Annotated in this window: 20 protein-coding genes; 12 read left to right on the forward strand and 8 right to left on the reverse strand. The window is 71.1% G+C overall.

What is annotated here, in order from left to right; translation table 11 throughout:
- Position 1: 1 nt before the first annotated feature.
- Complete coding sequence (locus ACESL7_RS00100) at positions 2-652, forward strand: RNA-binding protein (protein ID WP_372890181.1); 651 nt, start codon at positions 2-4, stop codon at positions 650-652.
- Positions 649-3,126 carry a translation initiation factor IF-2 gene (gene infB, locus ACESL7_RS00105; protein ID WP_372890183.1) on the forward strand — a complete coding sequence of 826 codons (2,478 nt, stop codon included), beginning with the start codon at positions 649-651 and terminating at the stop codon, positions 3,124-3,126. The genes ACESL7_RS00100 and infB overlap by 4 nt, the downstream gene beginning before the upstream one ends.
- Positions 3,127-3,222: 96 nt before the next feature.
- Here the strand turns inward: infB and ACESL7_RS00110 are convergent, their stop codons facing one another.
- From ACESL7_RS00110 to ACESL7_RS00125, 4 genes are all read right to left on the reverse strand, one after another.
- The gene (locus ACESL7_RS00110) at positions 3,223-3,366 is read right to left on the reverse strand and encodes a hypothetical protein (RefSeq protein ID WP_372890185.1); all 144 of its coding nucleotides are present in this window, start codon (positions 3,364-3,366) and stop codon (positions 3,223-3,225) included.
- 225 nt (positions 3,367-3,591) lie between these two features.
- A complete protein-coding gene (gene mutT / locus ACESL7_RS00115) occupies positions 3,592-3,984 on the reverse strand; it encodes an 8-oxo-dGTP diphosphatase MutT (RefSeq protein ID WP_372890218.1) in 393 nt (130 codons plus the stop codon).
- 5 nt (positions 3,985-3,989) lie between these two features.
- On the reverse strand, positions 3,990-5,216 hold the full coding sequence (gene argJ / locus ACESL7_RS00120) for a bifunctional glutamate N-acetyltransferase/amino-acid acetyltransferase ArgJ (protein ID WP_372890187.1): 1,227 nt from the start codon (positions 5,214-5,216) through the stop codon (positions 3,990-3,992).
- Positions 5,217-5,220: 4 nt separating this feature from the next.
- Positions 5,221-6,081, reverse strand: coding sequence for a peptidylprolyl isomerase (locus tag ACESL7_RS00125; protein ID WP_372890189.1), 861 nt, complete (start codon positions 6,079-6,081; stop codon positions 5,221-5,223).
- A 173-nt stretch (positions 6,082-6,254) separates the two neighbouring features.
- On the opposite strand from ACESL7_RS00125, the gene secA reads away from it, so the two are divergent.
- From secA to ACESL7_RS00145, 4 genes are all read left to right on the forward strand, one after another.
- Entirely contained in the window at positions 6,255-9,020 is a 2,766-nt protein-coding gene (gene secA, locus ACESL7_RS00130; RefSeq protein WP_372890191.1) for a preprotein translocase subunit SecA, read from the forward strand.
- 107 nt (positions 9,021-9,127) lie between these two features.
- Entirely contained in the window at positions 9,128-10,258 is a 1,131-nt protein-coding gene (locus tag ACESL7_RS00135) for a hypothetical protein (protein WP_372890193.1), read from the forward strand.
- Positions 10,259-10,298: 40 nt separating this feature from the next.
- Positions 10,299-11,849, forward strand: coding sequence for a substrate-binding domain-containing protein (locus ACESL7_RS00140; RefSeq protein ID WP_372890195.1), 1,551 nt, complete (start codon positions 10,299-10,301; stop codon positions 11,847-11,849).
- 82 nt (positions 11,850-11,931) lie between these two features.
- Complete coding sequence (locus ACESL7_RS00145; protein WP_372890197.1) at positions 11,932-14,472, forward strand: response regulator; 2,541 nt, start codon at positions 11,932-11,934, stop codon at positions 14,470-14,472.
- A 9-nt stretch (positions 14,473-14,481) separates the two neighbouring features.
- Here ACESL7_RS00145 and yaaA read toward each other — a convergent pair whose 3' ends face one another.
- The 3 genes from yaaA to ACESL7_RS00160 all read right to left on the reverse strand — a co-directional run bounded on the left by yaaA (position 14,482) and on the right by ACESL7_RS00160 (position 17,753).
- The gene (yaaA, locus tag ACESL7_RS00150; RefSeq protein WP_372890199.1) at positions 14,482-15,252 is read right to left on the reverse strand and encodes a peroxide stress protein YaaA; all 771 of its coding nucleotides are present in this window, start codon (positions 15,250-15,252) and stop codon (positions 14,482-14,484) included.
- Between the two features lie 29 nt (positions 15,253-15,281).
- Positions 15,282-17,333 (reverse strand): DNA helicase RecQ, encoded by a 2,052-nt coding sequence (gene recQ / locus ACESL7_RS00155; RefSeq protein WP_372890201.1) that lies wholly within the window; start codon positions 17,331-17,333, stop codon positions 15,282-15,284.
- 135 nt (positions 17,334-17,468) lie between these two features.
- A complete protein-coding gene (locus ACESL7_RS00160; RefSeq protein ID WP_372890203.1) occupies positions 17,469-17,753 on the reverse strand; it encodes a YggT family protein in 285 nt (94 codons plus the stop codon).
- A gap of 125 nt (positions 17,754-17,878) precedes the next feature.
- Here ACESL7_RS00160 and ACESL7_RS00165 point away from each other — a divergent pair, with 125 nt between their 5' ends.
- From ACESL7_RS00165 to arfB, 6 genes are all read left to right on the forward strand, one after another.
- Complete coding sequence (locus tag ACESL7_RS00165; protein WP_372890205.1) at positions 17,879-18,445, forward strand: acyl-CoA thioesterase; 567 nt, start codon at positions 17,879-17,881, stop codon at positions 18,443-18,445.
- Between the two features lie 42 nt (positions 18,446-18,487).
- Positions 18,488-19,849, forward strand: a complete 1,362-nt coding sequence (locus ACESL7_RS00170; RefSeq protein WP_372890207.1) for an MFS transporter — start codon at positions 18,488-18,490, stop codon at positions 19,847-19,849.
- Positions 19,822-20,721 carry a penicillin-insensitive murein endopeptidase gene (gene mepA, locus ACESL7_RS00175; RefSeq protein ID WP_372890209.1) on the forward strand — a complete coding sequence of 300 codons (900 nt, stop codon included), beginning with the start codon at positions 19,822-19,824 and terminating at the stop codon, positions 20,719-20,721. Before ACESL7_RS00170 ends, mepA begins: the two co-directional genes overlap by 28 nt.
- Positions 20,694-21,542 carry an esterase-like activity of phytase family protein gene (locus ACESL7_RS00180; protein ID WP_372890211.1) on the forward strand — a complete coding sequence of 283 codons (849 nt, stop codon included), beginning with the start codon at positions 20,694-20,696 and terminating at the stop codon, positions 21,540-21,542. Before mepA ends, ACESL7_RS00180 begins: the two co-directional genes overlap by 28 nt.
- A 93-nt stretch (positions 21,543-21,635) precedes the next feature.
- Positions 21,636-22,259 (forward strand): queuosine precursor transporter, encoded by a 624-nt coding sequence (locus ACESL7_RS00185; RefSeq protein WP_372890213.1) that lies wholly within the window; start codon positions 21,636-21,638, stop codon positions 22,257-22,259.
- Between the two features lie 258 nt (positions 22,260-22,517).
- A complete protein-coding gene (gene arfB, locus ACESL7_RS00190; RefSeq protein ID WP_372890220.1) occupies positions 22,518-22,937 on the forward strand; it encodes an alternative ribosome rescue aminoacyl-tRNA hydrolase ArfB in 420 nt (139 codons plus the stop codon).
- Here arfB and ACESL7_RS00195 read toward each other — a convergent pair whose 3' ends face one another.
- Positions 22,938-23,390 (reverse strand): phosphate-starvation-inducible PsiE family protein, encoded by a 453-nt coding sequence (locus tag ACESL7_RS00195; RefSeq protein ID WP_372890214.1) that lies wholly within the window; start codon positions 23,388-23,390, stop codon positions 22,938-22,940.
- Between the last annotated feature and the right edge of the window lie 165 nt (positions 23,391-23,555).

Below are 23,555 nucleotides of genomic sequence, written 5' to 3' on the forward strand. Positions count from 1 at the left end.
GATGACCCGGGGTGGCCGCGCGAAGGACCGCGACGCGGGTGCGATGCGGACCTGCATCGCCACCGGCGCGGAACGGCCCAGGACGGAGCTCATCCGCTTCGTGATCGGGCCCGACGACACGGTGGTGCCCGACATCCTCGGGCGGCTGCCGGGGCGCGGGATCCACGTCGCGCCCGAGCGCGCGGCGCTCGAACGGGCGGTGAAGAAACGGCAGTTCGCCCGCGTGGCGCGGCGGCCGGTGACGGTACCGGAGGATCTGGTCGACGCGGTCGAATCGCAGCTGGCGCGGCGCGTGGTCGAGTTGATCAGCCTCGCCCGCAAGGCGGGGATGGCCGTGGCGGGGTACGAGAAGGTGAAGGCGTGGCTCGGTCGCGGCGAGGCGAAGGTGCTGCTTCAGGCGTGCGACGGCTCGACCCGCGGCAAGTCCAGGCTCTCCACGCCCGAGGGGGGACGCTGGATCGGCTGGCTCACCTCGGACGAGTTGGGTTTGGCATTCGGGCGACAAACTGTGATACATGGAGCGCTCGGCGCTGGCGGACTCACCTCGCGTGTTGTAGAGGAGGCCGCGAAACTCCAGGGCCTGCGCACGGACGAGCAGAGCAGGGGCGGCGCAAGGGCGCGCCCCGCCGGAAAGGACAAGACGGCTAGATGAGCGATAGCGACGGCAAGAAGACCCTCGGCCTGCGCGGTGGCGCGCGTTCCGGAAGCGTGAAGCAGAGCTTCAGCCACGGGCGCACCAAGAATGTGGTCGTGGAGACCAAGCGCAAGCGTGTGGTGTCGAAGCCGGCCGCGGGTGGCGCACAGGGCGGCAAGCAGTCCCAGGGCGGCGCAGGCGGCGGCAAGAGGCCGGCCGGGGTGTCCGACTCCGAGATGGAGCGCCGGCTGAAGGCGCTGCAGGCCGCGAAGGCCCGCGAGGCCGAGGAACAGCGCCAGCGCGAGGAAGAGGAGCGTCGCCGCGCCGAGGAGCGTGAGCGCCGCCGCGCCGAGCAGGAGGCCAAGGAGCGCGAGCAGCGCGAGGCCGAGGAGCGGGCGCGGCAGAAGGCCGAGGAAGAAGAGCGCAAGCGCGCCGAGGATGCGGCACGTGCCGCCGGCGGCGCACCGGCCGAGGCGGCGCCCGCCGCCAGGGCACAGCCCGCCAAGCCCGCCGCCCCCACGCCGTCCAAGAAGAAGGAGCGTGACGAGGCGCGCGATGCCAAGGGCCGCAAGGGGGAGCGCGACAGCGGTCGCCGGTCCGGCAAGCTGACGCTCAACCAGGCGCTTACGGGCGGCGAGGGCGGTCGCCAGAAATCGCTCGCGGCGATGAAGCGCAAGCAGGAGCGCGCGCGGCAGAAGGCGATGGGCCAGCAGTCCCCGCGCGAGAAGATCGTGCGCGAGGTGCAGCTGCCCGAGACGATCGTCGTCTCCGAACTCGCCAACCGCATGGCCGAGCGGACCGCGGACGTGGTCAAGGCGCTCATGCAGAACGGCATGATGGTCACCCAGAACCAGGTGATCGACGCCGACACCGCCGAGCTCATCATCGAGGAATTCGGGCACAAGGTCGTCCGCGTCTCGGATGCCGACGTGGAAGATGCGATCCACCAGATCGAGGACCGGGCCGAGGCCATGCGCCCGCGCCCGCCGGTCGTGACCGTGATGGGCCACGTGGATCACGGCAAGACGTCGCTGCTCGACGCCATCCGCAAGACGAAGGTCACCACCGGCGAGGCCGGCGGCATCACGCAGCACATCGGCGCCTACCAGGTGCAGAGCGAGAGCGGCGAGACGCTGACCTTCCTCGACACGCCGGGTCACGCGGCCTTCACCTCGATGCGCTCGCGCGGCGCGCAGGTGACCGACATCGTCGTGCTGGTGGTCGCCGCGGACGACGCGGTGATGCCGCAGACGGTCGAGGCCATCAACCACGCGAAGGCCGCCGGCGTGCCGATGATCGTCGCGATCAACAAGGTCGACAAGCCCTCGGCCAATCCCGACAAGGTGCGTACGGACCTCCTGCAGCACGAGATCATCGTCGAGAAGCTCTCGGGCGAGGTTCAGGACGTCGAGGTGTCGGCCATCTCGGGACAGGGGCTCGACGAGCTGCTCGAGGCGATCGCGCTGCAGTCCGAGCTCCTCGAGCTCAAGGCCAATCCCGACCGCGCCGCCGAAGGCGCGGTGATCGAGGCGCAGCTCGACGTGGGCCGCGGCCCGGTCGCGACCGTGCTGGTGCAGAAGGGCACGCTTCGGCGCGGCGACATCTTCGTGGTGGGCGAGCAGTGGGGCAAGGTCCGCGCGCTCGTCAACGACCGCGGCGACCGCGTGAACGAGGCCGGACCCTCGGTCCCGGTCGAGGTGCTCGGCCTCAACGGCACGCCCGAGGCCGGCGATGTCCTGAACGTGGTCGAGACCGAAGGGCAGGCGCGCGAGATCGCCGAGTACCGGCAGGAAAAGGCCAAGGAGAAGCGCGCGGCCGCCGGTGCCGCGACCTCGCTCGAGCAGCTTCTGGCCAAGGCCAAGGAGGATCAGAGCGTCGCCGAGATGCCCGTGGTCATGAAGGCCGACGTGCAGGGCTCGGCCGAGGCGATCGTTCAGGCGCTCGAGAAGATCGGCAACGAGGAGGTGCGCGTGCGCGTGCTGCACTCGGGTGTCGGCGCGATCACGGAAACGGACATCAGCCTCGCCGAGGCCTCGCGGGCGCCGGTCATCGGGTTCAACGTCCGCGCCAATGCCCCGGCCCGCAACGCGGCCAACCAGAAGGGCGTGGAAATCCGCTACTACAGCGTGATCTACGATCTGGTGGACGACGTGAAGGCCGCGGCCTCGGGTCTCCTTGGCGCCGAGGTGCGCGAGCGGTTCATCGGTTACGCCGAGATCCGTCAGGTCTTCAAGGTGTCGGGCGTCGGAAAGGTCGCCGGCTGCCTCGTCACCGAGGGGATCGCGCGGCGCTCTGCCGGTGTCCGCCTCCTGCGCGAGGAGGTGGTGATCCACGAGGGCACGCTGAAGACGCTCAAGCGCTTCAAGGACGAGGTCGCCGAGGTGCAGTCCGGGCAGGAATGCGGCATGGCGTTCGAGAACTACGAGGACATCCGCGAAGGCGACGTCATCGAGATCTTCGAGCGCGAGGAGGTCGAGCGCACGCTGACCTGACCCCCTGCGGGGCCGTCGCCGAAGGCGAAAGAAAAGAAAAGGCCGTCACCCGCGTGGTGACGGCCTTTTCCGTTCGGGCGTGCGTGCCCGTGTGCGTCAGGCCGCGGCCGTGCTGCGCTCGACCGGGGTGCCGGCAAAGACCTTGTCGCCCACGCGTACGGCGATCCGGTTGTCGGGCCGCTGGCCCGCGAAGATGCCCTGCACCGACGTGCCGCTGCCTAAGATGATGGTTCTGAGCATCGAAGCCTCCCTCCGCGCGCCGGCCGCTTCCGGCGCCGCGTGCGCGTGTTACGCCCTGAACACCGCCGTGGCATCGGATCCTTCGAGACGCGGGCAGCGCGATAGATCAGGACGCAGCGGCAAGCCTGCGCGTGCCGCGGCCATTCCCCGACACGCGATGGGCGCTGCGCATTGCGGGTCGTGTCCGGGAACCCGGACCCGGTGCGCGCCTCCGGGCGAGACGCTCTAGAGCCAGTCGCGCAGGATCGGGATCAGCGGCAGGTCGGCGGGCGGCATCGGGTAGTCGCGCAGCGCCTTGGGCGCCGCCCAGGCGAGGCGCTGGCCCTCGCGGCCCTGCGGGATGCCGTCCCACTTGCGGCAGGCGAAAAGCGGCATCAGCAGGTGGAAGTCCTCGTAGGCGTGGCTCGCGAAGGTCAGGGGCGCGAGGCAACTCGCCGCCGTGTCGATGCCGATCTCCTCGGCAAGTTCCCGGATGAGCGCGGCCTCCGGCGTCTCGCCGGGCTCGACCTTGCCGCCCGGAAACTCCCAGAGGCCGGCCATGCTCTTGCCCTCGGGCCGCTCGGTGAGCAGCACGCGCCCGTCGCGGTCGATCAGCGCGACCGCCGCCACCAGAACCATCTTCGTCACGAGCGATAGTCCGCGTTGATGTCGATGTAGCCATGCGTGAGGTCGCAGGTCCAGACGGTCGCCGCGCCGTCGCCGAGGCCGAGGTCCACGCCGATGCGGATCTCCTGCCCCTGCATGTGCGCGGCGGCGTCCTCCTCGCGGTAGTCGGGCGCGACCCAGCCTGCCTCGGCCACGCGCACCTCGCCGAAGCGGATGCTCAGCCGGTCGCGGTCCGCCGCGGCGCCGGATTTGCCCACCGCCATGACGACGCGGCCCCAGTTCGGGTCCTCGCCCGCCACCGCGGTCTTGACCAGCGGCGAGTTGGCGATGGCGAAGGCATGGGTTTTCGCGTCCGCCGCGCTCGCCGCGCCGGTGACGGCCACCTCGATGAACTTCGTGGCGCCCTCGCCGTCGCGCACCACCTGCTGCGCGAGGTCCAGCATCACGCCGTGCAGCGCCGCGCGGAAGGCGGGGTCGCCCGCGGCCTCCACCCCGCTCGCCCCGGTCGCCGCGGCGAGCAGCGTGTCGGAGGTGGAGGTGTCGCCGTCCACGGTGATGCGGTTGAAGGTCTCGTCGGACAGCGCCGCGACCATCTCCTGCAGCGCCGCGCGCGGGAGGCGCGCGTCGGTGAAGATGTAGACGAGCATCGTCGCCATGTCCGGGGCGATCATGCCCGAGCCCTTGGCGATCCCGGCGATCCGGACGGTGCCGCCCGCAAGCTCCACGGTCGCGCCCGCGCCCTTGGGGAAGGTGTCGGTGGTCGCGATCGCCTGCGCCGCGGCCTGCCAGCCGCCGGGGGCGAGCCCGGACGCCAGCCCATCGAGCGCCGCCGCGATCCTCTCGTCGGGCAGACGTTCCCCGATCACGCCGGTGGAGGAGGTGAAGACGCGTGATGCGGGCAGGCCGAGGCGGTCGCCGGCGGCCTCCGTCAGCCGCGCCACCGCCTCGGCGCCGTGGCGGCCGGTGAAGGCGTTGGCGTTGCCCGCGTTGACGAGGATCGCCGCGCCCGCGTCGCTCTCCGCCCCGATCTTGGTCTCGCAGTCGAGCACCGGGGCCGCGCGGGTCGCAGACCGGGTGAACACCCCGGCCAAGGCGGTGCCGGGGGCGAGCCGGGCGAGCATCACGTCGTCCCGCCCGCGGTAGCGCACGCCCGCCGCCGCGGTGGCGAGCGTCACGCCCGCGACGGAGGGGAGATCGGGAAACCGCGCGGGCGCGAGCGGCGAGCGCGGCGGCGTGGCGCCCATGCGCTCAGTCGGCCTGCAGGGACGCCGCGGCGGCGCCGAGATCCGACGGTGCCACCGACTCCGCGCCGGACCGGTCGATTTCGGCCTCGTCGCGAAGCTCCTCGACCTGCGTGTCCACGGCGGACTGGCGCAGCTCTTCCGAGAGTTCGCCCCGCACGTCGTCGAGCGATGGCGCTTCTGCGGTGCGGGTCTCGTTGAGCCGGATGACATGCCAGCCGAACTGCGTCTCGACGGGGGCCTCGGCGAGGGTTCCGGGCTCCAGCGTCTCGACCGCCTGCTGGAAGGGCTCGACCATCGCGCCCTCGCCGAACCAGCCGAGATCGCCGCCCGAGGCCGCGGAGGGGCCGGTGGAGCGCGCTTCGGCCAGCTCGGAGAAGTCGGCGCCGCCCTCGATCTCGGCAATGATCTCCTGCGCTTCCTCCTCGCTCTCGACGAGGATGTGGGAGGCGTTGAACTCGGTCCCACCCTCGGCGTCGGCGTAGCGCTCGTCGTAGAGCGACTGCAGCGCGTCGTCGGTGACGGCGGTGTTGACCACGTCCTCGACCGCCTGCGCCGCGCCGAGCAGGCGGCGCTCGTTCTCGAGCGTCATCTCGGCGATGCCGGTGAGTTCGTCCTGCGTCTGCGAGAGCAGCGTCTGCTGCACGAGCTGGTCGATCAGCGCGTCGAAGAGCACGTCATCGGGTAGCTGCTGATACTGCTGCGGCAGGTTCTCGCGCGCGGCGACCATGTGGCCGAGGTTGATCTCGTCGCCGTTCACGGTCGCGACCACAGTGGAGAGGTCGGGCGCCTCGTCCTGTGCCGTGGCGGGGGTGGCGAGGGCGAGCGCGGTGAGCGCGGCGGCGATCGGGCGCGTGAGGGTCTGCATGAACTCTCCTTGACTTCGGGCGGCGACGGGCCGCGGCGTTGACACTCGAAAGGCCGCCCCTTACATCGCCGTCAAGGCCCGGGCGGCGCCGTCTTTCCCAACACCTATGGGCTCCGGAGCAGGCGGGCAAGCGGGCGCCGCGCAAGAAATCGTCAACCCGGACGGAGAGAACCATGGGCATCGGACGCATCGCCAGGAAGGTCTTCGGCACGCCGAACGACCGCAAGATCAAGGCGACCCGCCCCCTGGTCGAGAAGATCAACGCGCTGGAGCCGGAGTATCAGGCGCTTTCCGACGCGGGGCTGATCGAGAAGACGCAGGAATTCAAGGCGCGGCTCGCCGACGGTGCGGAGCTCGACGGCCTCCTGCCGGAGGCCTTCGCCAACTGCCGCGAGGCGGCGCGTCGCGCGCTCGGCCTGCGCGCCTTCGACGTGCAGCTCATGGGCGGCATCTTCCTGCATCAGGGCAACATCTCCGAGATGAAGACGGGCGAGGGCAAGACGCTCGTCGCCACCTTGCCCGCCTACCTTAACGCGCTGACGGGCAAGGGTGTGCACATCGTCACCGTCAACGACTACCTCGCGCGGCGCGATTCTGAGTGGATGGGCAAGGTCTATGCCGCCCTCGGCATGACGACCGGCGTCGTCGTCCCCCAGCAGCCCGAGGACGAGAAGCGCGCCGCCTATCAGGCCGACATCACCTACGCCACGAACAACGAGCTCGGCTTCGACTACCTGCGCGACAACATGAAGGCCTCGCTCGAGGAGATGTACCAGCGCGGCCACCACTTCGCGATCGTGGACGAGGTCGATTCGATCCTGATCGACGAGGCGCGCACGCCGCTCATCATCTCGGGCCCGAGCCAGGACCGCTCGGACCTCTACCGCGAGGTCGACCGCCTGATCCCCGAGCTTTCCGAAGATCACTACGCGATCGACGAGAAGACGCGGAACGTGACCTTCACCGACGAGGGCAACGAGATCCTCGAGGAGATGCTCCAGGCGCGCGGCCTCCTGCCCGAGGGGCAGTCGCTCTACGATCCGGAAAGCACCACCGTCGTGCACCACGTCAACCAGGGCCTGCGCGCACACAAGATGTTCCAGAGGGACAAGGACTACATCGTGCGCGATGGTCAGGTGGTGCTGATCGACGAGTTCACGGGGCGCATGATGGTGGGACGGCGCCTCTCGGACGGCCTGCATCAGGCGATCGAGGCCAAGGAGGGCTGCGACATCCAGCCCGAGAACGTCACGCTCGCCTCGATCACCTTCCAGAACTATTTCCGCCTTTACGAGAAGCTTTCCGGCATGACCGGCACGGCGACGACCGAAGCCGAGGAGTTTCAGACGATCTACGGCCTCGGCGTGGTCGAGGTGCCCACCAACAAGCCCATCGCCCGGCTGGACGAGGACGATCAGGTCTATCGCACCGCGCGCGAGAAGTTTCAGGCCATCGTCGAGGAGATCCGCGCGGCGCACGCCAAGGGCCAGCCGGTGCTCGTCGGCACGACCTCGATCGAGAAGTCCGAGGCGTTGTCGGCCCTGCTGGAGAAGGACGGCGTGCCGCACAACGTGCTAAACGCCCGCCAGCACGAGAAGGAGGCGAAGATCGTCGCCGACGCGGGCCGCCTCGGCGCGGTGACCATCGCCACCAACATGGCCGGCCGCGGCACCGACATCCAGCTCGGCGGCAACGTCGAGATGAAGGTTCTGGAAGAGCTCGCCGCGACCCCCGAGGCGGACCCGGAGGAGGTGCGCGCCCGGATCGTGGAAGAGCACGCGGAAGAGAACAGGAAGGTGATCGAGGCCGGGGGGCTTTTCGTGCTCGCCACCGAGCGCCACGAGAGCCGGCGCATCGACAACCAGCTGCGCGGCCGCTCCGGCCGGCAGGGCGACCCGGGCCGGTCGCAGTTCTACCTCAGCCTCGAGGACGACCTGATGCGGATCTTCGGGTCCGACCGCCTCGACAAGATGCTCAGCCGGCTGGGCATGCAGGAGGGCGAGGCGATCGTGCACCCCTGGGTGAACAAGAGCCTCGAACGCGCGCAGGCCAAGGTGGAGGCGCGCAACTTCGACACGCGCAAGCAGCTCCTGAAGTTCGACGACGTGATGAACGACCAGCGCAAGGTCATCTTCGGCCAGCGCCGCGAGATCATGGAGGCCGAGGACCTCTCGGACGTCGTCGAGGACATGCGCCACCAGGTGGTCGAGGATCTGGTGAACCAGTATCTGCCGCCCAAGACCTACGCCGACCAGTGGGACACGCAGGGCCTCTACGCCGCCGCGATCGAGAAGCTCGGCGTCGACGTGCCCGTGATCGAGTGGGGCGAGGAGGACGGCGTCGATCAGGAGGTCGTGCGCGAGCGCCTTCAGCAGGCCGCCGACGAACACATGGCGAAGAAGGTCACCGACTTCGGTCCCGAGGCCATGCGCGGGATCGAGAAGCAGATCCTTTTGCAGACCATCGATGCGAAGTGGCGCGACCACCTGCTGCGGCTGGAGCATCTGCGCTCCGTGGTGGCCTTCCGCGGTTACGCGCAGCGCGATCCGCTGAACGAGTACAAGACCGAGGCCTTCCAGCTTTTCGAGGGAATGCTCGATTCGCTGCGCGAGGAGGTGTCGCAGAAGCTCTCGCAGATCCGTCCGATGACCGACGAGGAACAGCGCGTGATGATGCGCCAGATCGAGGATCAGCAGGCGCGCCTGCGCCAGCAGGCCGAGGCCGCCACGGCGCAGCACCCCGCCCGCACGCCCGAGCCCGTGGGCGCAGGCGCCCCGGTCGAGCCGGCCGCGGCGGGCGGCGCGGCCACGGCTGCGGGGACGGCCGCGGCCGGCTTCGTGGAAAGCGATCCCTCGACCTGGGGCAGCCCCGGTCGGAACGAGCCCTGCCCCTGCGGCTCGGGCAGGAAGTTCAAGCATTGCCACGGGCGTCTCGTCTGACGGGGCGGTGCGCCTCACAGATTCCGCGCGCCTGCCCCGCCCCTGCCAAGATTGACCGCGATGTTGGCGCCTGACCCGGGATACGGTGCCGGAGTCAGGAGGCCAGCATGATGTCGCAAATCGTCTCGAACCGCTACGTGATGGCGGGTGCCACGTTCGCCCTTGCGCTCGGCATCGGCTTCGTGATGCAGCGGGAGGCGCCGGATCCGCTCGCCGGTGGGCCGCGCGACACTCCCGCGGTGCAGCAGGCGGGCGCGGCCGCCGGAGGCGCAGCCGGCCCCGAGGCGACCCCGGAGGACGAAGCGGCCGCAGGGGCCGCCGCGATCCCGGACACTCCATCGGAGCAGACAGCCGCGCGCGCGGATGCGCCCGCAAGCGACCTCGCCGCGCCGCCGGATCAGCCCGTGCCGCTCGCGGATGCGACGGAACTGACCGAGATCGATTTCACCGCTGCCGCACTCCCGCCGCGGCCCTCACGCACCCCGCGCCCGCGACCCGCGCCGCCTGTCCGGGATGCCGCTGCCGAGGTGCCGGGCGCCGACGCTTTCGCCGTTTCCGAAAGCGCGCCCGCGCCCGCCTGCGACATCGCGCTGGAGGCCGAGGCGGCACCGGCGGCCACCGTGCGGCTCACCCTCGACGCGCCGTGCCTGCCCGGGGAGCGGCTCACGCTGCACCACAGCGGCCTCATGTTCACGGCCGTCACCGATGCCGATGGCGCGCTCCGGCTGCGGGCGCCGGTCCTTTCGGAGTCCGCGGTGTTCATCGCCGCGTTCCCCAGCGGCGAAGGCGCCGTGGCGCAGGTGACCGTGCCCGACGCGGGGGTTCGCGACCGCGTGGCCCTGCAGTGGCGTGGCGAGGCCGACCTGCACCTTCACGCCTTCGAAGGCGGGGCGGGCTACGGAGAGGCCGGACACGTCTGGGCCGGCGAGCCGCGCGCGCCGGAGGAGGAGGCCGCCTTTCTGATGCGCCTTGGCGATGCGGACGCACCGGAGGCGCTCGTCGCGGACGTCTACACCTTCCCGCCCGAGGCGTCCCGCGGCGACGTTGCGCTCGCCGTCGAGGCCGAGGTGACGGCAGAGACCTGCGACCGGGAACTCTCCGCGGATACGCTCGGCCGTCTCGGCGGCAAAACTGCCACACCGCGTGAAATCACGATCTTCATGCCGGACTGCGCAGCGCAGGGCGACTTTCTGGTGTTGAAAAACCTCTTCGAGGACATGAAACTCGCCTCCGATTAGCGCGCCTGCCACGGCCGCGACAGGCGGGATCGAGGAACCCATGCGATCATGGCGTGTGGCGGTTACCGCCGCACTTCTCTTTCTGGCGCCCGGTGCCGTGGCGCAGGATGTCACGCTCCGGTCGCCCGACGGCGACGTGGAGATCGAGGGCACGCTTCTCGGCTTCGACGGGCGGCATTACCGTGTCGAGACCGTCTACGGCGAGTTGACGGTGGATGGCTCCGGCGTGCTCTGCGCGGGGCCGGGCTGCCCGAGCCTTTCGCCCTTCGTGGCCGAGCTGCGCCTCTCGGGCTCGCCGACGGTGATGGATGTGCTGATCCCTGCGCTGATCGACGGATTCGCGCGCCGCAGCGGCTTCGCTCTGGAGCGCACGACGCCGCACGCGGGCCAGAGCCGCTTCACGCTTCGCGAGCCGGGGGGCGAAACGCTCGCCCGCGTCCACCTGCGCGCGACGACCACCGACGAGGCCTTCGCCGATCTGCTCGCCGACGAGGCGGACGTCGCCCTCGCGGTGCGCGAAGCGCGCCCCGAGGAAGTCGATCGCGCCCGCGAGGCGGGGCTCGGGGACCTCACGGCCGTGGAGCAGAGCCGCGTTTTCGCCCTCGATGCGCTGGTGCCGGTCGTCGCGCCCGGCCATCCGGTCCGGGCCATCGCGCCCGCGGACCTGGCGCAGGTGCTCGCCGGGGAGATCGACAACTGGCAGGCGCTGGGCGGACCGGATGCACCGATCACCGTGCACCTGCGCGATGCGGGCTCCGGCCTCGCGCAGGCGGTCACGGACCGGTTCCCGGCCTCGGCGGAACCGCGGGCCGGCGCCGTCGTCATCCGGCACCGGAGCGACGCGGCGCTCGCGGATGCCGTGGCCGGTGACCGCCTCGGTCTCGGGATCGCGCGTTTCGCGCGGACCGGAAACACGCAGCCGCTGGCGCTGACCGGGGGGTGCGGCTTCGAACTGCGCGCGGAGCGGCGGGCGATCAAGATGGAGGACTATCCCTTCGGCGCGCCGCTTTTCCTCTACCTGCCGCGCCGCCACCTGCCCGGGATCGCGCGCGATTTTCTTTCCTACCTCCAGAGCGCCCCGGCGCAGATCGTCGTGCGCCGCGCCGGTTTCGTCGATCAGGCCGCCGAGGAGGTCGCGATCGCCGAGCAGGGCGACCGCTTCGCCAATGCCATCGCGGCGGCGGGCGGGGAGGTCGCGCTTCCCGAGTTGCAGCGCCTCGTCCGGACGCTGCGGCCGATGCGGCGGCTGACCACATCCTTCCGCTTCCGCCCCGGCTCGGTGGACCTCGACGCGCAGTCGCGCGCCAACGTCGAACGCCTCGCCCGGGCGCTCGAGGCGGGGCGCTACGACGGGCGCGCGCTGCTCTTCGCGGGCTTCAGCGACGGGCAGGGAACGGCGGCGAGCAACCGCCGGATCGCCGCACGGCGCGCGGAGGCGGTGCGGGAGGCGGTCGAGGCGGCGGTCGCGGATGCGGACCTTTCCCGCGTGGACATCGGGACCGACGCCTTCGGCGAGGCGATGCCGATGGCCTGCGACGACGGCAGATGGGGCCGGACGATCAACCGCCGGGTGGAAATCTGGGTGCGCTGAGGGTCTCCCGCGGTTAATCGGACGTTCACCCTGTCTGCGCGAAGATCTGCGCGATCGTGTCGTCGCGGGTGGAGCGCCAGCCATGAGTCTGTCCAGCAAGCTCGCCGAGGAACGGCGCGGCCGGCTGGCCGCCGAGCGCCTGCTGGAACAGAAGCAGGCGGAGCTTTTCGAAGCCAACCGCAAGCTCGGGCAGCACGCGCGCGCGCTTTCGGAGCGGATCGTCGAGACGCAGGCCGAAGTGGCGACCGTCCGCGACGAGAACGCGCGCGTGAAGTCGGACCTGACCAAGGCGACGGAGAAGATCGCCATCGTCGAGACGCAGCTCTGGAAGGCGCTCGACTCGGTGCGCGACGGTTTCGCCATGTTCAACGCCGACGGTCGGCTCGAACTCGCCAATCGGGCCTATCTCTCGGTCTTCGACGGGATCGAGTCGATCGCGCCGGGGGCCAGTTTCGCGCATGTCGTCGACGTCATGATCGAGGAGGGCATCGTCGATCCCCGGGGCGAATCGTCGCACGCATGGCGCGACCGGATGCTCGCCCGCTGGGAGATGGCGGACATCCCGCCCGAGGTGATCCGTCTCTGGAACGGGCAGTTCGTCAAGCTTATGGACCGGCGCACGCCGGACGGCGGGTTCGTGACGCTGGCCGTCAACATCACCGAGCTCATGCGGATGTGGTCCGCGGTGGAGGAACTGCCCGACGGTTTCGTCGTCTTCGATTCCGACGACCGGCTGGTGACCTGCAACGCGCGCTACCGCGAGCTTTATGCCGAGAGCGCGCCGGCGATGGTCCCCGGTGCGACGTTCGAGGACATCCTGCGCCACGGCCTCGACCGCGGTCAGTACGCAGAGGCCCTCGGGCGCGAGGAGGACTGGCTCGCAGAACGGCTCGAGAAGCACCGCGCGGCGGAGGTCGCCATCGAGCAACAGCTTGGCGATGGCCGCTGGCTGCGCATCTTCGAGAAGGAGACGACCGATGGCGGCCGCGTCGGGCTGCGCGTCGACGTCACCGAACTCAAGGAGCAGCAGAAGGCGCTCGAACGCGCGATGGAACGGGCGGAGGCCGCGAACCGCGCGAAATCCGCTTTCCTCGCCAACATGACGCACGAGATCCGCACGCCGATGAACGGCGTGGTCGGCATGGCGGAGCTTCTGGCCGACACCGAACTGACCGAGGATCAGGCGCTCTATGCCGAGACGATCCGCACCTCGGGCGAGTCGCTTCTCGTGATCATCAACGACGTGCTGGACTACTCCAAGATCGAGGCCGATCGCCTCGCGCTTCACCCCGAACCCTTCGACCTGGAGCGCTGCATCCACGAGATCGTGATGCTCCTGCAGCCCACTGCGCGCGACAAGGGGCTGGTGATGCTCGTCGATTACGACCTGTTCCTGCCCACTCGCTTCGTCGGCGATCCGGCGCGCGTGCGGCAGGTGCTGACCAACCTGATCGGCAACGCGGTGAAGTTCACCCATGCGGGCCACGTCCTCGTCCGCGTCACCGGCGTGCCCGAGGTGACGGAGGGCAGGGCGGAGGTGATCGTCACGGTGGAGGACACCGGAATCGGCATCCCCGCCGACCGGCAGGAGCATGTCTTCGGCGAGTTCAACCAGGTGGAGGACGACCGCAACCGCTCCTTCGAGGGGACGGGCCTCGGCCTCGCGATCACGCGGCGGCTGATCGACCTGATGGGCGGGCAGATCTGGATCGAGAGCGAGGAGGGCGCGGGCACCTGCTTCGGCTTCCGGGTGCCGCTGCCCGCCGCCGAGGCGGTGGCCGACGCGCCCTCCGGTCCGCCCGCGCTGAAGACGGCGCTCGTCGTGGACGACCACCCGGCCAACCGCGAGATCCTGCAGAAACAGCTCGCCGCGCTGGGCATGACCGTGCGTGCGGCCGAGAGCGCGGAGGCAGCCGCGGCGCTGATGACCCCGCCGCCGGACGTGGTGCTGACCGACCACCTGATGCCGGGCACGGACGGCGTGGCCTTCGCCCGGCGTCTGCGGGAGGAGGGCCATGCGATGCCGGTCCTGCTGCTCAGTTCCAACCCGGCCATCGTGGAGGCGGACCTCGCCCCCGATGTCCTGCAGGCCGTGCTGCAGAAACCCGTGCCGCGGCAGGAACTCCTGCGCCGGCTGCACGGCCTCGGCGGCGTGCGCGGTGCGCCCGTCCCGGCGACGCTGCCGGCCCCAGACCGCGGGGCGCAGGCGGCGCCGCGCCCGATGCGCGTGCTCCTCGCGGAGGACAACCGCACCAACCGCCTGGTCTTCGCCAAGATGGTGCGGGATCTGGACGTCCAGCTCGAAGTCGCCGTCAACGGGCACGAGGCCGTCGCGGCGTGGGAGGCGGGACCGCCGGATCTCATCTTCATGGATATCTCGATGCCGCAGATGGACGGTCGGGAGGCTGCGCGCGAGATCCGCCGCCGCGAGGCCGGGGGCACGGCGCGCGTGCCGATCGTCGCCGTGACCGCGCACGCCATGGAGGGCGACCGCGAGGCGATTCTCGGGGACGGGATCGACCACTACATCAGCAAACCGGTTCGCAAGGCCGCGCTGATGGAGACCATCCGCGCGCACCGCCCCGCCGCGGTCCGGCCCTTCGCGCCGGGCGATCCGGGCTGACGGCGCGGCTCAGTCCGCGCCGCGGAGGAACACCGGGCGGTCGGGCTCCGAGAGATCCGGCGCGTGGGCATAGCCGCCCGCGTCAAAGCGGGTGAGCTCTTCGGGGTCCTCGAGGCGCGTCTCAAGCAGGAAGCGCGCCATCGCGCCGCGCGCCTGCTTGGCGTAGAAGCTGACGACCTTGGGCGTGCCGCCCTTCATCTCCATGAAGACGGGCGTGATCACCCGCAGCTCGAGCGCCTGCGCGTCCACCGCGCCGAAATATTCCTGACTGGCGCAGTTCACGAGCGTATCGGTCCCCGCAGCGGCGGCGGCGTCGTTCAGCGCCCGCGCGATCCGGTCGCCCCACCAGTCGTAGAGCGACCGCCCCCGCTCGGTGCGCAGCCGGCTCCCCATCTCCAGCCGGTAGGGCTCGATCAGGTCGAGGGGCCGCAGCACGCCGTAAAGCCCCGAGAGGATCCGCAGCCGCGCCTGCCCCCAGCGCAGCGCGTCGGCGTCGAGCGTCGACGCCTCCAGCCCGCGGTAGGTGTCGCCGGCGAAGGCGAGCGCGGCGGGCTTCTTCGGCTGGTCACCGAAGGCCGCGAAGCGCTCGGCGTTGAGCCGCGCGAGGGTGTCGCTGATCCCCATGAGTTTCTGCAGTTCGGCGTCCGAGAGCCCATGCGCCACCTGCGCGAGCGCGGCGGCGTCCTCGCCGAAATCGGGCGCGCTCGGCTCCGGGGCGCCGGCGGGCAGCGCCGTCTCTTCCATGTCGAGTTTCTTCGCGGGCGAGATCACGACGAGCATCGGCGGTCCTCCTGAAGCGCCGTCAGCACTTAATCCGCCGCGCGCAGAACGTCCAGAAAGGCGTCGCCGAAGCGTTCCACCTGTCGCGCGCCCATCCCCGGAATGCGCGCAAGCTGATCGAGGTCGGCCGGCCGGCGCTCGGCGATGTGGCGCAGCGTCGTCTGCGTGCAGGACATCGGCTTCTCGATCCCGGTCTCGCCGCGGGCGAGGCGGCGTTCGGCCTCCTGCAGCCGGTCGAAGAGCGCGCCCTCCGGCCGCCCGGCGAGGCGGCGCCGGCTCGGGTGCAGCTCCGCCGGCCCCTCCGCGATCACCTGGAGGAAGGCCTGCCCGTAGGTCTCGAGCTTCTTCGCACCGACGCCGGGGATCGCCGCCATCTCGTCGAGGGTGGTGGGCCGGGCCTCGGCCATGGCGATCAGCGTGCGGTCGTTGAAGACGATGTAGGCGGGCACGCCGGCCGCCTCGGCGAGCGTGCGGCGCTTCGCCTTGAGCGCGGCGAGAAGCGGCGCGTCCTCTTCCGAGACGAGCGCCTTCGGCGCGGGGGCCTGCGTTTTCGTCACCGTGTCGCGGCGCAGGTCCACGCGCGCCTCGCCCTTGAGCACCGGATGCGCGGCCTCCGTCACGCGGAGCGCGCCGTGCCGCTCGGGATCGGGGCGCAGGAGGTCGCGGCCCATGAGCTGCCGGAAGAGACCCTGCCACTGGGTGCGCCCGTGCTCCCGCCCGACGCCGAAGGTCGGCAGCCGGTCGTGCCCGCGCTGGCGGACCTTGTCGGTTTCGGTGCCGGTGAGCACGTCGATCAGATGCCCCGCGCCGAAGCTCTCGCCCGTGCGCAGCGCGGCCGAGAGAGCTTTCTGCGCGGCCTCGGTGCCGTCGAAGGTCTCGGGTGGGCTCTCGCAGAGGTCGCAGTTGCCGCAGGCCGCAGCGCTCTCGCCGAAATAGGACAGCAGCGTGCGCCGCCGGCACTCGAGCGCCTCGGCGAGCCCCAGGAGCGCGTTGAGCCGCCCGTGGTCGGCCGCGCGGCGTTCGGGGGGCGCCGGGCTCTCGTCGATCTGGCTGCGGCGCAGGCGGATGTCGTCCGCGCCGTAGAGCGTCATCGTCTCCGCCGGCAGGCCGTCGCGGCCGGCGCGGCCGATCTCCTGATAGTAGCCCTCGATCGACTTGGGCAGGTCGGCGTGCGCGACCCAGCGGATGTCGGGCTTGTCCACGCCCATGCCGAAGGCGACCGTGGCCACGACGATCAGCCCCTCTTCCGTGGCGAAGCGCGTCTCGACCGTGCGGCGCGTCTCGGCCTCCATGCCGCCGTGATAGGCGGCGGCGGAATGCCCCGCCTCGCGCAGCGCCTGCGCGAGCGTCTCGGTCTTGGCGCGCGTGCCGCAGTAGACGATGCCCGACTGCCCGCGCCGCGCGTCCGCGAAGGCGAGGATCTGGCGGCGCGGGCTGTCCTTCGGGCGGAAGGCGAGGCGGATGTTCGGCCGGTCGAAGCCGCGCAGGAAGCTCTCCGGCGGGCGGCCCGCGAAGAGGCGCGCGACGATCTCTTCCCGCGTCTCGGCGTCGGCGGTGGCGGTGAAGGCGGCGAGCGGCACGCCGAGCGCCTGCCGGAGCTCGCCGATGCGCAGGTAATCGGGGCGGAAGTCGTGGCCCCACTGGCTGACGCAATGCGCCTCGTCCACGGCGATCAGCGAGACGCCCGCCCGGCGCAGCACGCCCGAGGTGGAGGCCGCGCCGAGACGTTCGGGCGCCATGTAGAGGAGCTTCAGCCGCCCTGCGTCCAGCGCGGCCCAGACGCCCTCGGTCTCCTCCTCGGTGTTGGCGGAGGTGAGCGCGCCGGCCTCGACCCCCGCGGCGCGCAGCGCGCGCACCTGGTCGCGCATCAGCGCGATGAGCGGCGAGACGACGAGCGTCACGCCGTCGCGCAGGAGCGCGGGGAGTTGATAGCAGAGCGACTTGCCCCCGCCGGTGGGCATGATGGCCAGCACGTCGCGCCCCGCGGACACGGCCTCCACGATCTCGCCCTGGCCCGGACGGAAACCGTCGAATCCGAACACCTCGCGCAGAATCGCCTCTGCGCCGCCTGCCTCGCTCATCTGCCCTGCCGCCTGTCTGCTCGCACCCCGAGGCTATCCTGCCGCGAGGCGGGTGAACAAGGCCCGCCCCGGCGCAACCCGGTCTTTCGATGGTCCGGCCCTGCCCGGTCCCGGCGTCGGGCCGGGCGCCGCGCCTCAGCCGAAGAGCAGCGTCGGCAGGATGAAGTCGCGCAGCGAGATCACGATGATGATCGCCACCAGAGGCGCGAGGTCGAGGGGCCGCGTGTCGGGCAGGATGTTGCGGATCGGTTGATAGATCGGCTCCAGCAGGCGGTTGAGCCCCTCCCAGATGGAGGCCACGAACTGCTGGCGCAGGTTGAGCACCTGGAAGTTGATGAGCCAGCTCATGATGATATGGGCGATCATGATGAAGAAGGCCACGTCCAGGATCAGTTTCAGTGGTCCGTAGATCGCCATCATCGCGCTGTCCTTTCCCCGTCGCCGCCCTGATCTAGCCATGCCGGCCCGGTCCGGCAAGTCTGCCGCGAGGTCGCGGTTGACGCGGCCGACCCGCCGCGTCACCCCGCCCGCGAAGGAGGCGTGCCATGTATCCCCTCGTGCGGATGGTCAAGGAGGTCTGGGCGGCCCGCGGGCTGGACCCGCTGCCACTCACCGCCACGCATGTCTCCCATCATCGCTGCTGGCCCTGGGATCTCGACATCTGGCTCGAGCTCAACAACGGCCGGGCGCTCACGCTCTACGATCTGGGCCGCATTCCGCTGGCGATGCGGACGGGGCTCGTCGGCGCGCTGCGGCGGAACCGCTGGGGGCTGACCATGGCCGGGGCGAGCGTGCGCTACCGCCGCCGAATCCGCGCCTTCCAGAAGATCGAGATGCGGTCGCGCGCGGTGACCTGGGACGCGCGGTTCATCTACCTCGAGCAGTCGATGTGGACGACGGCAGGGGAGTGCGCGGGCCATGTCCTCTATCGCTCGGCGGTGACCGGGCGCGGCGGCATCGTGCCGCCCGAGACCGTGCTCGCCGCCATGGGGCAGGACACGACACCGCCGCCGGTGCCCGACTGGGTCGCGGCCTGGATCGCGGCGGAGGAGGCGCGCCCCTGGCCGCCGATGCAGGACGACGCGGCGCTTGCACGCGGCGGCGCGGCGTAGTCTCCTGATGCAGGGGCGGCGACCGCCCGGAGGGAGAGGGGCATGGCCGCGCCGTCGCTCGGCAAACGCATCTGGGGCTGGTTCTTCTTCGACTGGGCGAGCCAGCCTTACAACACGCTGCTCATCACCTTCATCTTCGCGCCCTACGTGCAGGAGATGGTGGGCGACGGCAGCCGGGCGCAGAGCGCCTGGGGCTTCGGGATCGGTGCGGCGGGCATCGTGATCGCGCTGTTCGCCCCGGTGCTCGGCGCGATGGCGGACACCGCCGGCAACCGCCTGACGTGGATCTGGGGCTTTTCGGCGATGTATGTCGCGGGGGCCGGCATGCTGTGGTTCGCGGCGCCCTCGGATTTCAACCTCGTGCTCACGCTCTTCTGGTTCGCCGTCGGCATGATCGGGATGGAGTTCGCGACGATCTTCACGAATTCCATGCTGCCCGACCTCGGACCAAGGGAAAAGATCGGGCGCATCTCCGGCAACGGCTGGGCCTTCGGCTACGCGGGCGGGCTGGTGGCGCTCGTCGTGATGCTGACCCTCTTCGCCGAGAGCGGCGAGACGGGCCGCACGCTGATCGGGATCGAGCCGATCCTCGGCCTCGACCCGGAGACGCGGGAGGGCACCCGCTTCGTCGGGCCGCTCACGGCGCTCTGGTACGCGGTCTTCATGGTCCCCTTCTTCCTCTGGGTGCGTGACCCGAAGCCGCCGATCCTGCCCGCGGGCGCGGTGCGCCGCGCGCTCGGCGAGGTGGCGACGACCGTGCGCCGCCTGCCGCGCACGCCCTCGCTCTTCGCCTACCTCGGAAGCTCGATGTTCTACCGCGACGCGCTCAACGGCATGTATACCTTCGGCGGCATCTACGCCGCCGGCGTTCTGGGCTGGTCGGTGGTGGACGTTGGCATGTTCGGCATCCTCGCCATCATTTCGGGCGCGGTCTTCGCCGTCGTGGGCGGCCGCGTGGACGAAGCCTTCGGGCCGAAGCCGGTGATCACGGGGTGCATCCTGATCCTGACGGGTGTCGCGGTGGCGATCCTGTTCATCTCGCCGACGCGGCTTTTCGGGATCCCCGTGACCGAGGGTTCGTCCGCGCCGGACGTCGCCTTCTACCTGATCGGCGTGACCATCGGCGCGGCGGGCGGCGTGATTCAGGCAGCGAGCCGGACCATGATGGTCCGGCAGGCGGACCCCGCCAAGATGACCGAAGCCTTCGGTCTTTACGCGCTCGCCGGCAAGGCGACCTCCTTCGTCGCGCCGCTCGCCATCGGGGTCGCCACATGGGCCACCGGCAGCCAGCAACTTGGCGTCACGCCGCTGATCGCGCTTTTCCTGATCGGGCTCGGGCTGCTAGCCTTCGTGAAACCGGACGGAGATCGCGCCGCATGGCCCGCCGCACACGCCTCGGTCTGAGTCTTTCCCTCGCGCTCGCCGCCTGCGCGGCGCCGGAGCGCGCCGCGCCGCCGCTCGACCCGGTGCTGAGCGGGCGCGAGGCGAAGCAGCTGTTCGGACAGGTGGAGGGGCCGTCGCCCCGGCCGTCCGCCGTGATCGGCGGCTATTCCGGCGGCTGCCTCGCAGGGGCCGCGCAATTGCCGGAGAGCGGGCCCACCTGGCAGGCGATGCGGCTGTCCCGCAATCGCAACTGGGCGCATCCGGCGATGATCGATTTCCTGACCGACCTGAGCCGCGTCGCCGCGGCGCAACCGGGGTGGGACGGGCTCTACATCGGCGATCTCAGCCAGCCGCGCGGCGGGCCGATGCTGACCGGTCACCGCAGCCACCAGTCGGGCCTCGACGCCGACATCTGGATGCGCCCCGCCGACCGGCTCGACCTGACGCGGGCGGAGCGGGAGCAGCTTTCCTCGGTGTCCATGCGCCGGGCGCGCGGAGCCTTCACCAACGACCGCTGGAGCCGGGCGCATCACGAGATCCTGAAGGCCGCCGCCAGCGACGCGCGCGTGGCGCGCATCTTCGTCTTTCCGGGGGCGAAGGTCCGGATGTGCGCCGAGGCGGAGGGCGACCGCGCCTGGCTGCGCAAGATCCGGCCGTGGTGGGGGCATCACTACCATGTCCACGTGCGCCTGCACTGCCCCGGCGGTGCGCGCGACTGCGTGGCGCAGGACCCGCCGCCGCCCGGCGACGGCTGCGCCGAGGCGCAGGACTGGGTGGACAATATCCTCGACCCGCCGCCCCCCGACCCGGACGCCCCGCCACCCGAGCCGCGACCCGAGCTCACGATGGCCGATCTGCCGCGCCAATGCGCCACCGTCCTGCAGTCGCCCTGATCCTCGCCCTCCTCTTCCTCGCGTCCTGCGCGCCGCCGGAGGGGGTGACCTACCTCGGTCGCCACGCGCTCGCGCTGGAGGATCCGCGGGCGGGAGGATTCTCGGGGCTGGAGCTCGACGCGACGGGCACGCGGCTCTACGCGGCGAGCGACCGCGGCACGCTGTTCGAGGCGCGGGTGCGCCGCGACGGCGGGCGCATCGCGGGGGTGGAGACCCTCCGGGTCACGACCCTTCCCGGTCGCGTGCCCGGACGTCCCGGGGCCAGCGACGCCGAAGGGCTGGCGCTGCGGGACGGCCGGCTCTGGATCGCCTACGAGGGGCAAAGCCGTGTGGAGACCTTTCCGGGCGGGGATGTCCTGCCCCGGGCTGCCGCCTTCGCGCGATGGCCGGAAAACCGGGGGGCCGAGGCGCTCGCCGTGGACGGGGCAGGGCGGCTCTACACCCTTCCGGAAGCGGGCGAAGGCGATGCCTTCCCGCTCTACCGCTTCGCGGAGGGGCGCTGGCGCGTCGTGGGTCGCCTGCCGCGCGACGGCGGCTTCGTGCCGGTCGGGGCGGATTTCGACGACGCGGGGCGGCTCTACATCCTCGAACGCGCCTTCGTGGGCGTCGGCTTCCGGAGCCGCGTGCGCCGCGTCCGGCCCGGTGACCGCCCGCTCGCGCCCGAGACGGTGCTGCCCGCGACCGCGCCGGGGCGGCACGGCAACCTCGAGGGGCTCGCCGTCTGGCGCGACGGGGGCGGGCGGCTGCGCCTCACGATGATCGCCGACGACAACTTCCTCGCGGTCCAGCGCAGCGAGATCGTGGAATACGCCCTCCCCTGACGCTTGCGCGACCGCGCGGAAGCCCTTATGCGCGACCCGTCCGCCATGGGGGCGGGCCAAGTCCCCGACCACCTTGTCAAAACGGGAAAGCTCATGACACGCGCGCATCTGCCCGGCATCCTTGCCATGGCGGCCATCGTGGTCGCCTCCAACATCCTCGTTCAGTTCCTCTTCGGCCAGTGGCTGACATGGGGCGCCTTCACCTATCCGCTGGCCTTTCTCGTCACCGACGTGATGAACCGGGTCTACGGCGTCGGGCCGGCGCGCCGGGTCGTGGTCGCGGGCTTCGCCGTCGGCGTCCTCTGCTCGCTCGTCGGGTCGCAGATCCAGGGGGAGTTCGGGCCTCTGGTCACGCTCCGCATCGCGCTGGGCTCCGGCCTCGCCTTCCTGACGGCGCAGCTTCTCGACGTGGCGATCTTCGACCGGCTGCGCGGCGGGCGCTGGTGGCGCGCGCCGCTGGTGTCCACGCTGGTGGGCTCGACCGTCGACACCGCGCTCTTCTTCACCATCGCCTTCTCCGCCTGGCTCGCCTTTCTCGAGCCCGCGAACGACGTCGCCTGGGCGAACGAGGCGCTGCCGCTCCTCGGGCTCGGCCCGGTCGCGCCGCTCTGGGTCTCGCTCGCCACCGCCGACTGGATGGTGAAGCTCTCGCTCGCGCTGATCGCGCTGGTGCCCTTCCGCCTGATCGTCGCCCGCCTCACCGCGCGGCCGGCATGATTTTTCCTTTTCAGGGGCGGCGATCCGTGCCACGCTGCGACCAACGGCAACAGTAGAGAAAGGAGGTGGTCCAGTGTCTAGAGAAACATTGGAGCGAGGTGTCGGGACAGTCCGGGAGGCACGCCTCTGAGGCAGCCCTGAGGGGCGACGCCCCCGGATTGGTGCGTGCCTGAACCGGTACCGCCTCCGAGTTCTCGGAAAGGGCCGTCCATGGGGCGGCCCTTTTTCGTCGCCGAAACCCACCCCACATTGCCCCCCATGCTGCGGATCACCGACGATATCGCCCTCGAGGACTGGGAGCTCACCGAGCAGTTCACCCGCGCCGGCGGCCCCGGCGGGCAGAACGTGAACAAGGTGAGCTCGGCGGTCGAGCTGCGCTTCGAGGCGGCGCGCTCGCCCAACCTGCCCGAGCCGGTCAAGCGGCGGCTGAAGCGCCTCGCCGGGAGCCGCTGGACGAAGGACGGCGCGGTGGTCCTCCGGGTGGAGGAGACGCGCCACCAGGCCCGCAACCGCGAGATCGCGCGCGAGCGCATGGCCGACCTGGTCCGCCGCGCGACCGAACGGCCGAAGGCACGCGTCCCCACGCGGCCCACGCTCGCCTCGAAGAAGCGCCGCCTCGAGGCGAAGAAGAAGCGCGGCACGGTCAAGGCGCTGCGCGGCCCGGTGGAGGGGGACTGATCACTCCTCCGCGCCGGGGGAGGGCAGGCGCTCGACGTTCGCCGTGTGCTGCACCCAGGACAGGAGCGCCAGCGCCCCCGCGAGGGCGAGGATCGCGGCCGAGAGCCCGATCAGCAGAAGCGGCGAGACCGAGCCGATGTCGATCAGCACGAGCTTGCGCACCACGGCCAGCACGCCGATCGCCAGCACCGCGCGCAACTGCGTGAGCCCGCGCCGCCCGCTGACCATGAGCTGCACGGAATGGGCAAGCTCCAGCGCGATGATCGCGGCGAGCAACCGGTCGAAGAGGGTCTGGAACACGGGATAGTCGAGCGCGGCCGTCGGATCCGCCGCGGCCAGCCCGGCCTCGCGCAGGAAGCTCCACGTGGCGAGCGCGATGACCACGACCATCCCGGCCATGAGCACCCCGGCCACGACACGCTCGAAGTGGCGGTAGAGGTCGTCGAGTTGCATGACAGGGCAACGCGGGGGTGTGGGGGTGGGGTTCCGGGAGCAAGCCTTGGATTAGCGAACCCTTGGCTAGTGGCGAAGAACAGCCGACTAGACGCTGAAGCGCTTAGCTGGGCCGTCGGCACCTGTAAAGTGAGCACTGCCTAGGGACGGAAGCGCCAGTAAGCT

Origin of the sequence: Rhodosalinus sp., assembly GCF_041685465.1 — a bacterium.
Classification (GTDB): Bacteria; Pseudomonadota; Alphaproteobacteria; order Rhodobacterales; family Rhodobacteraceae; genus Rhodosalinus.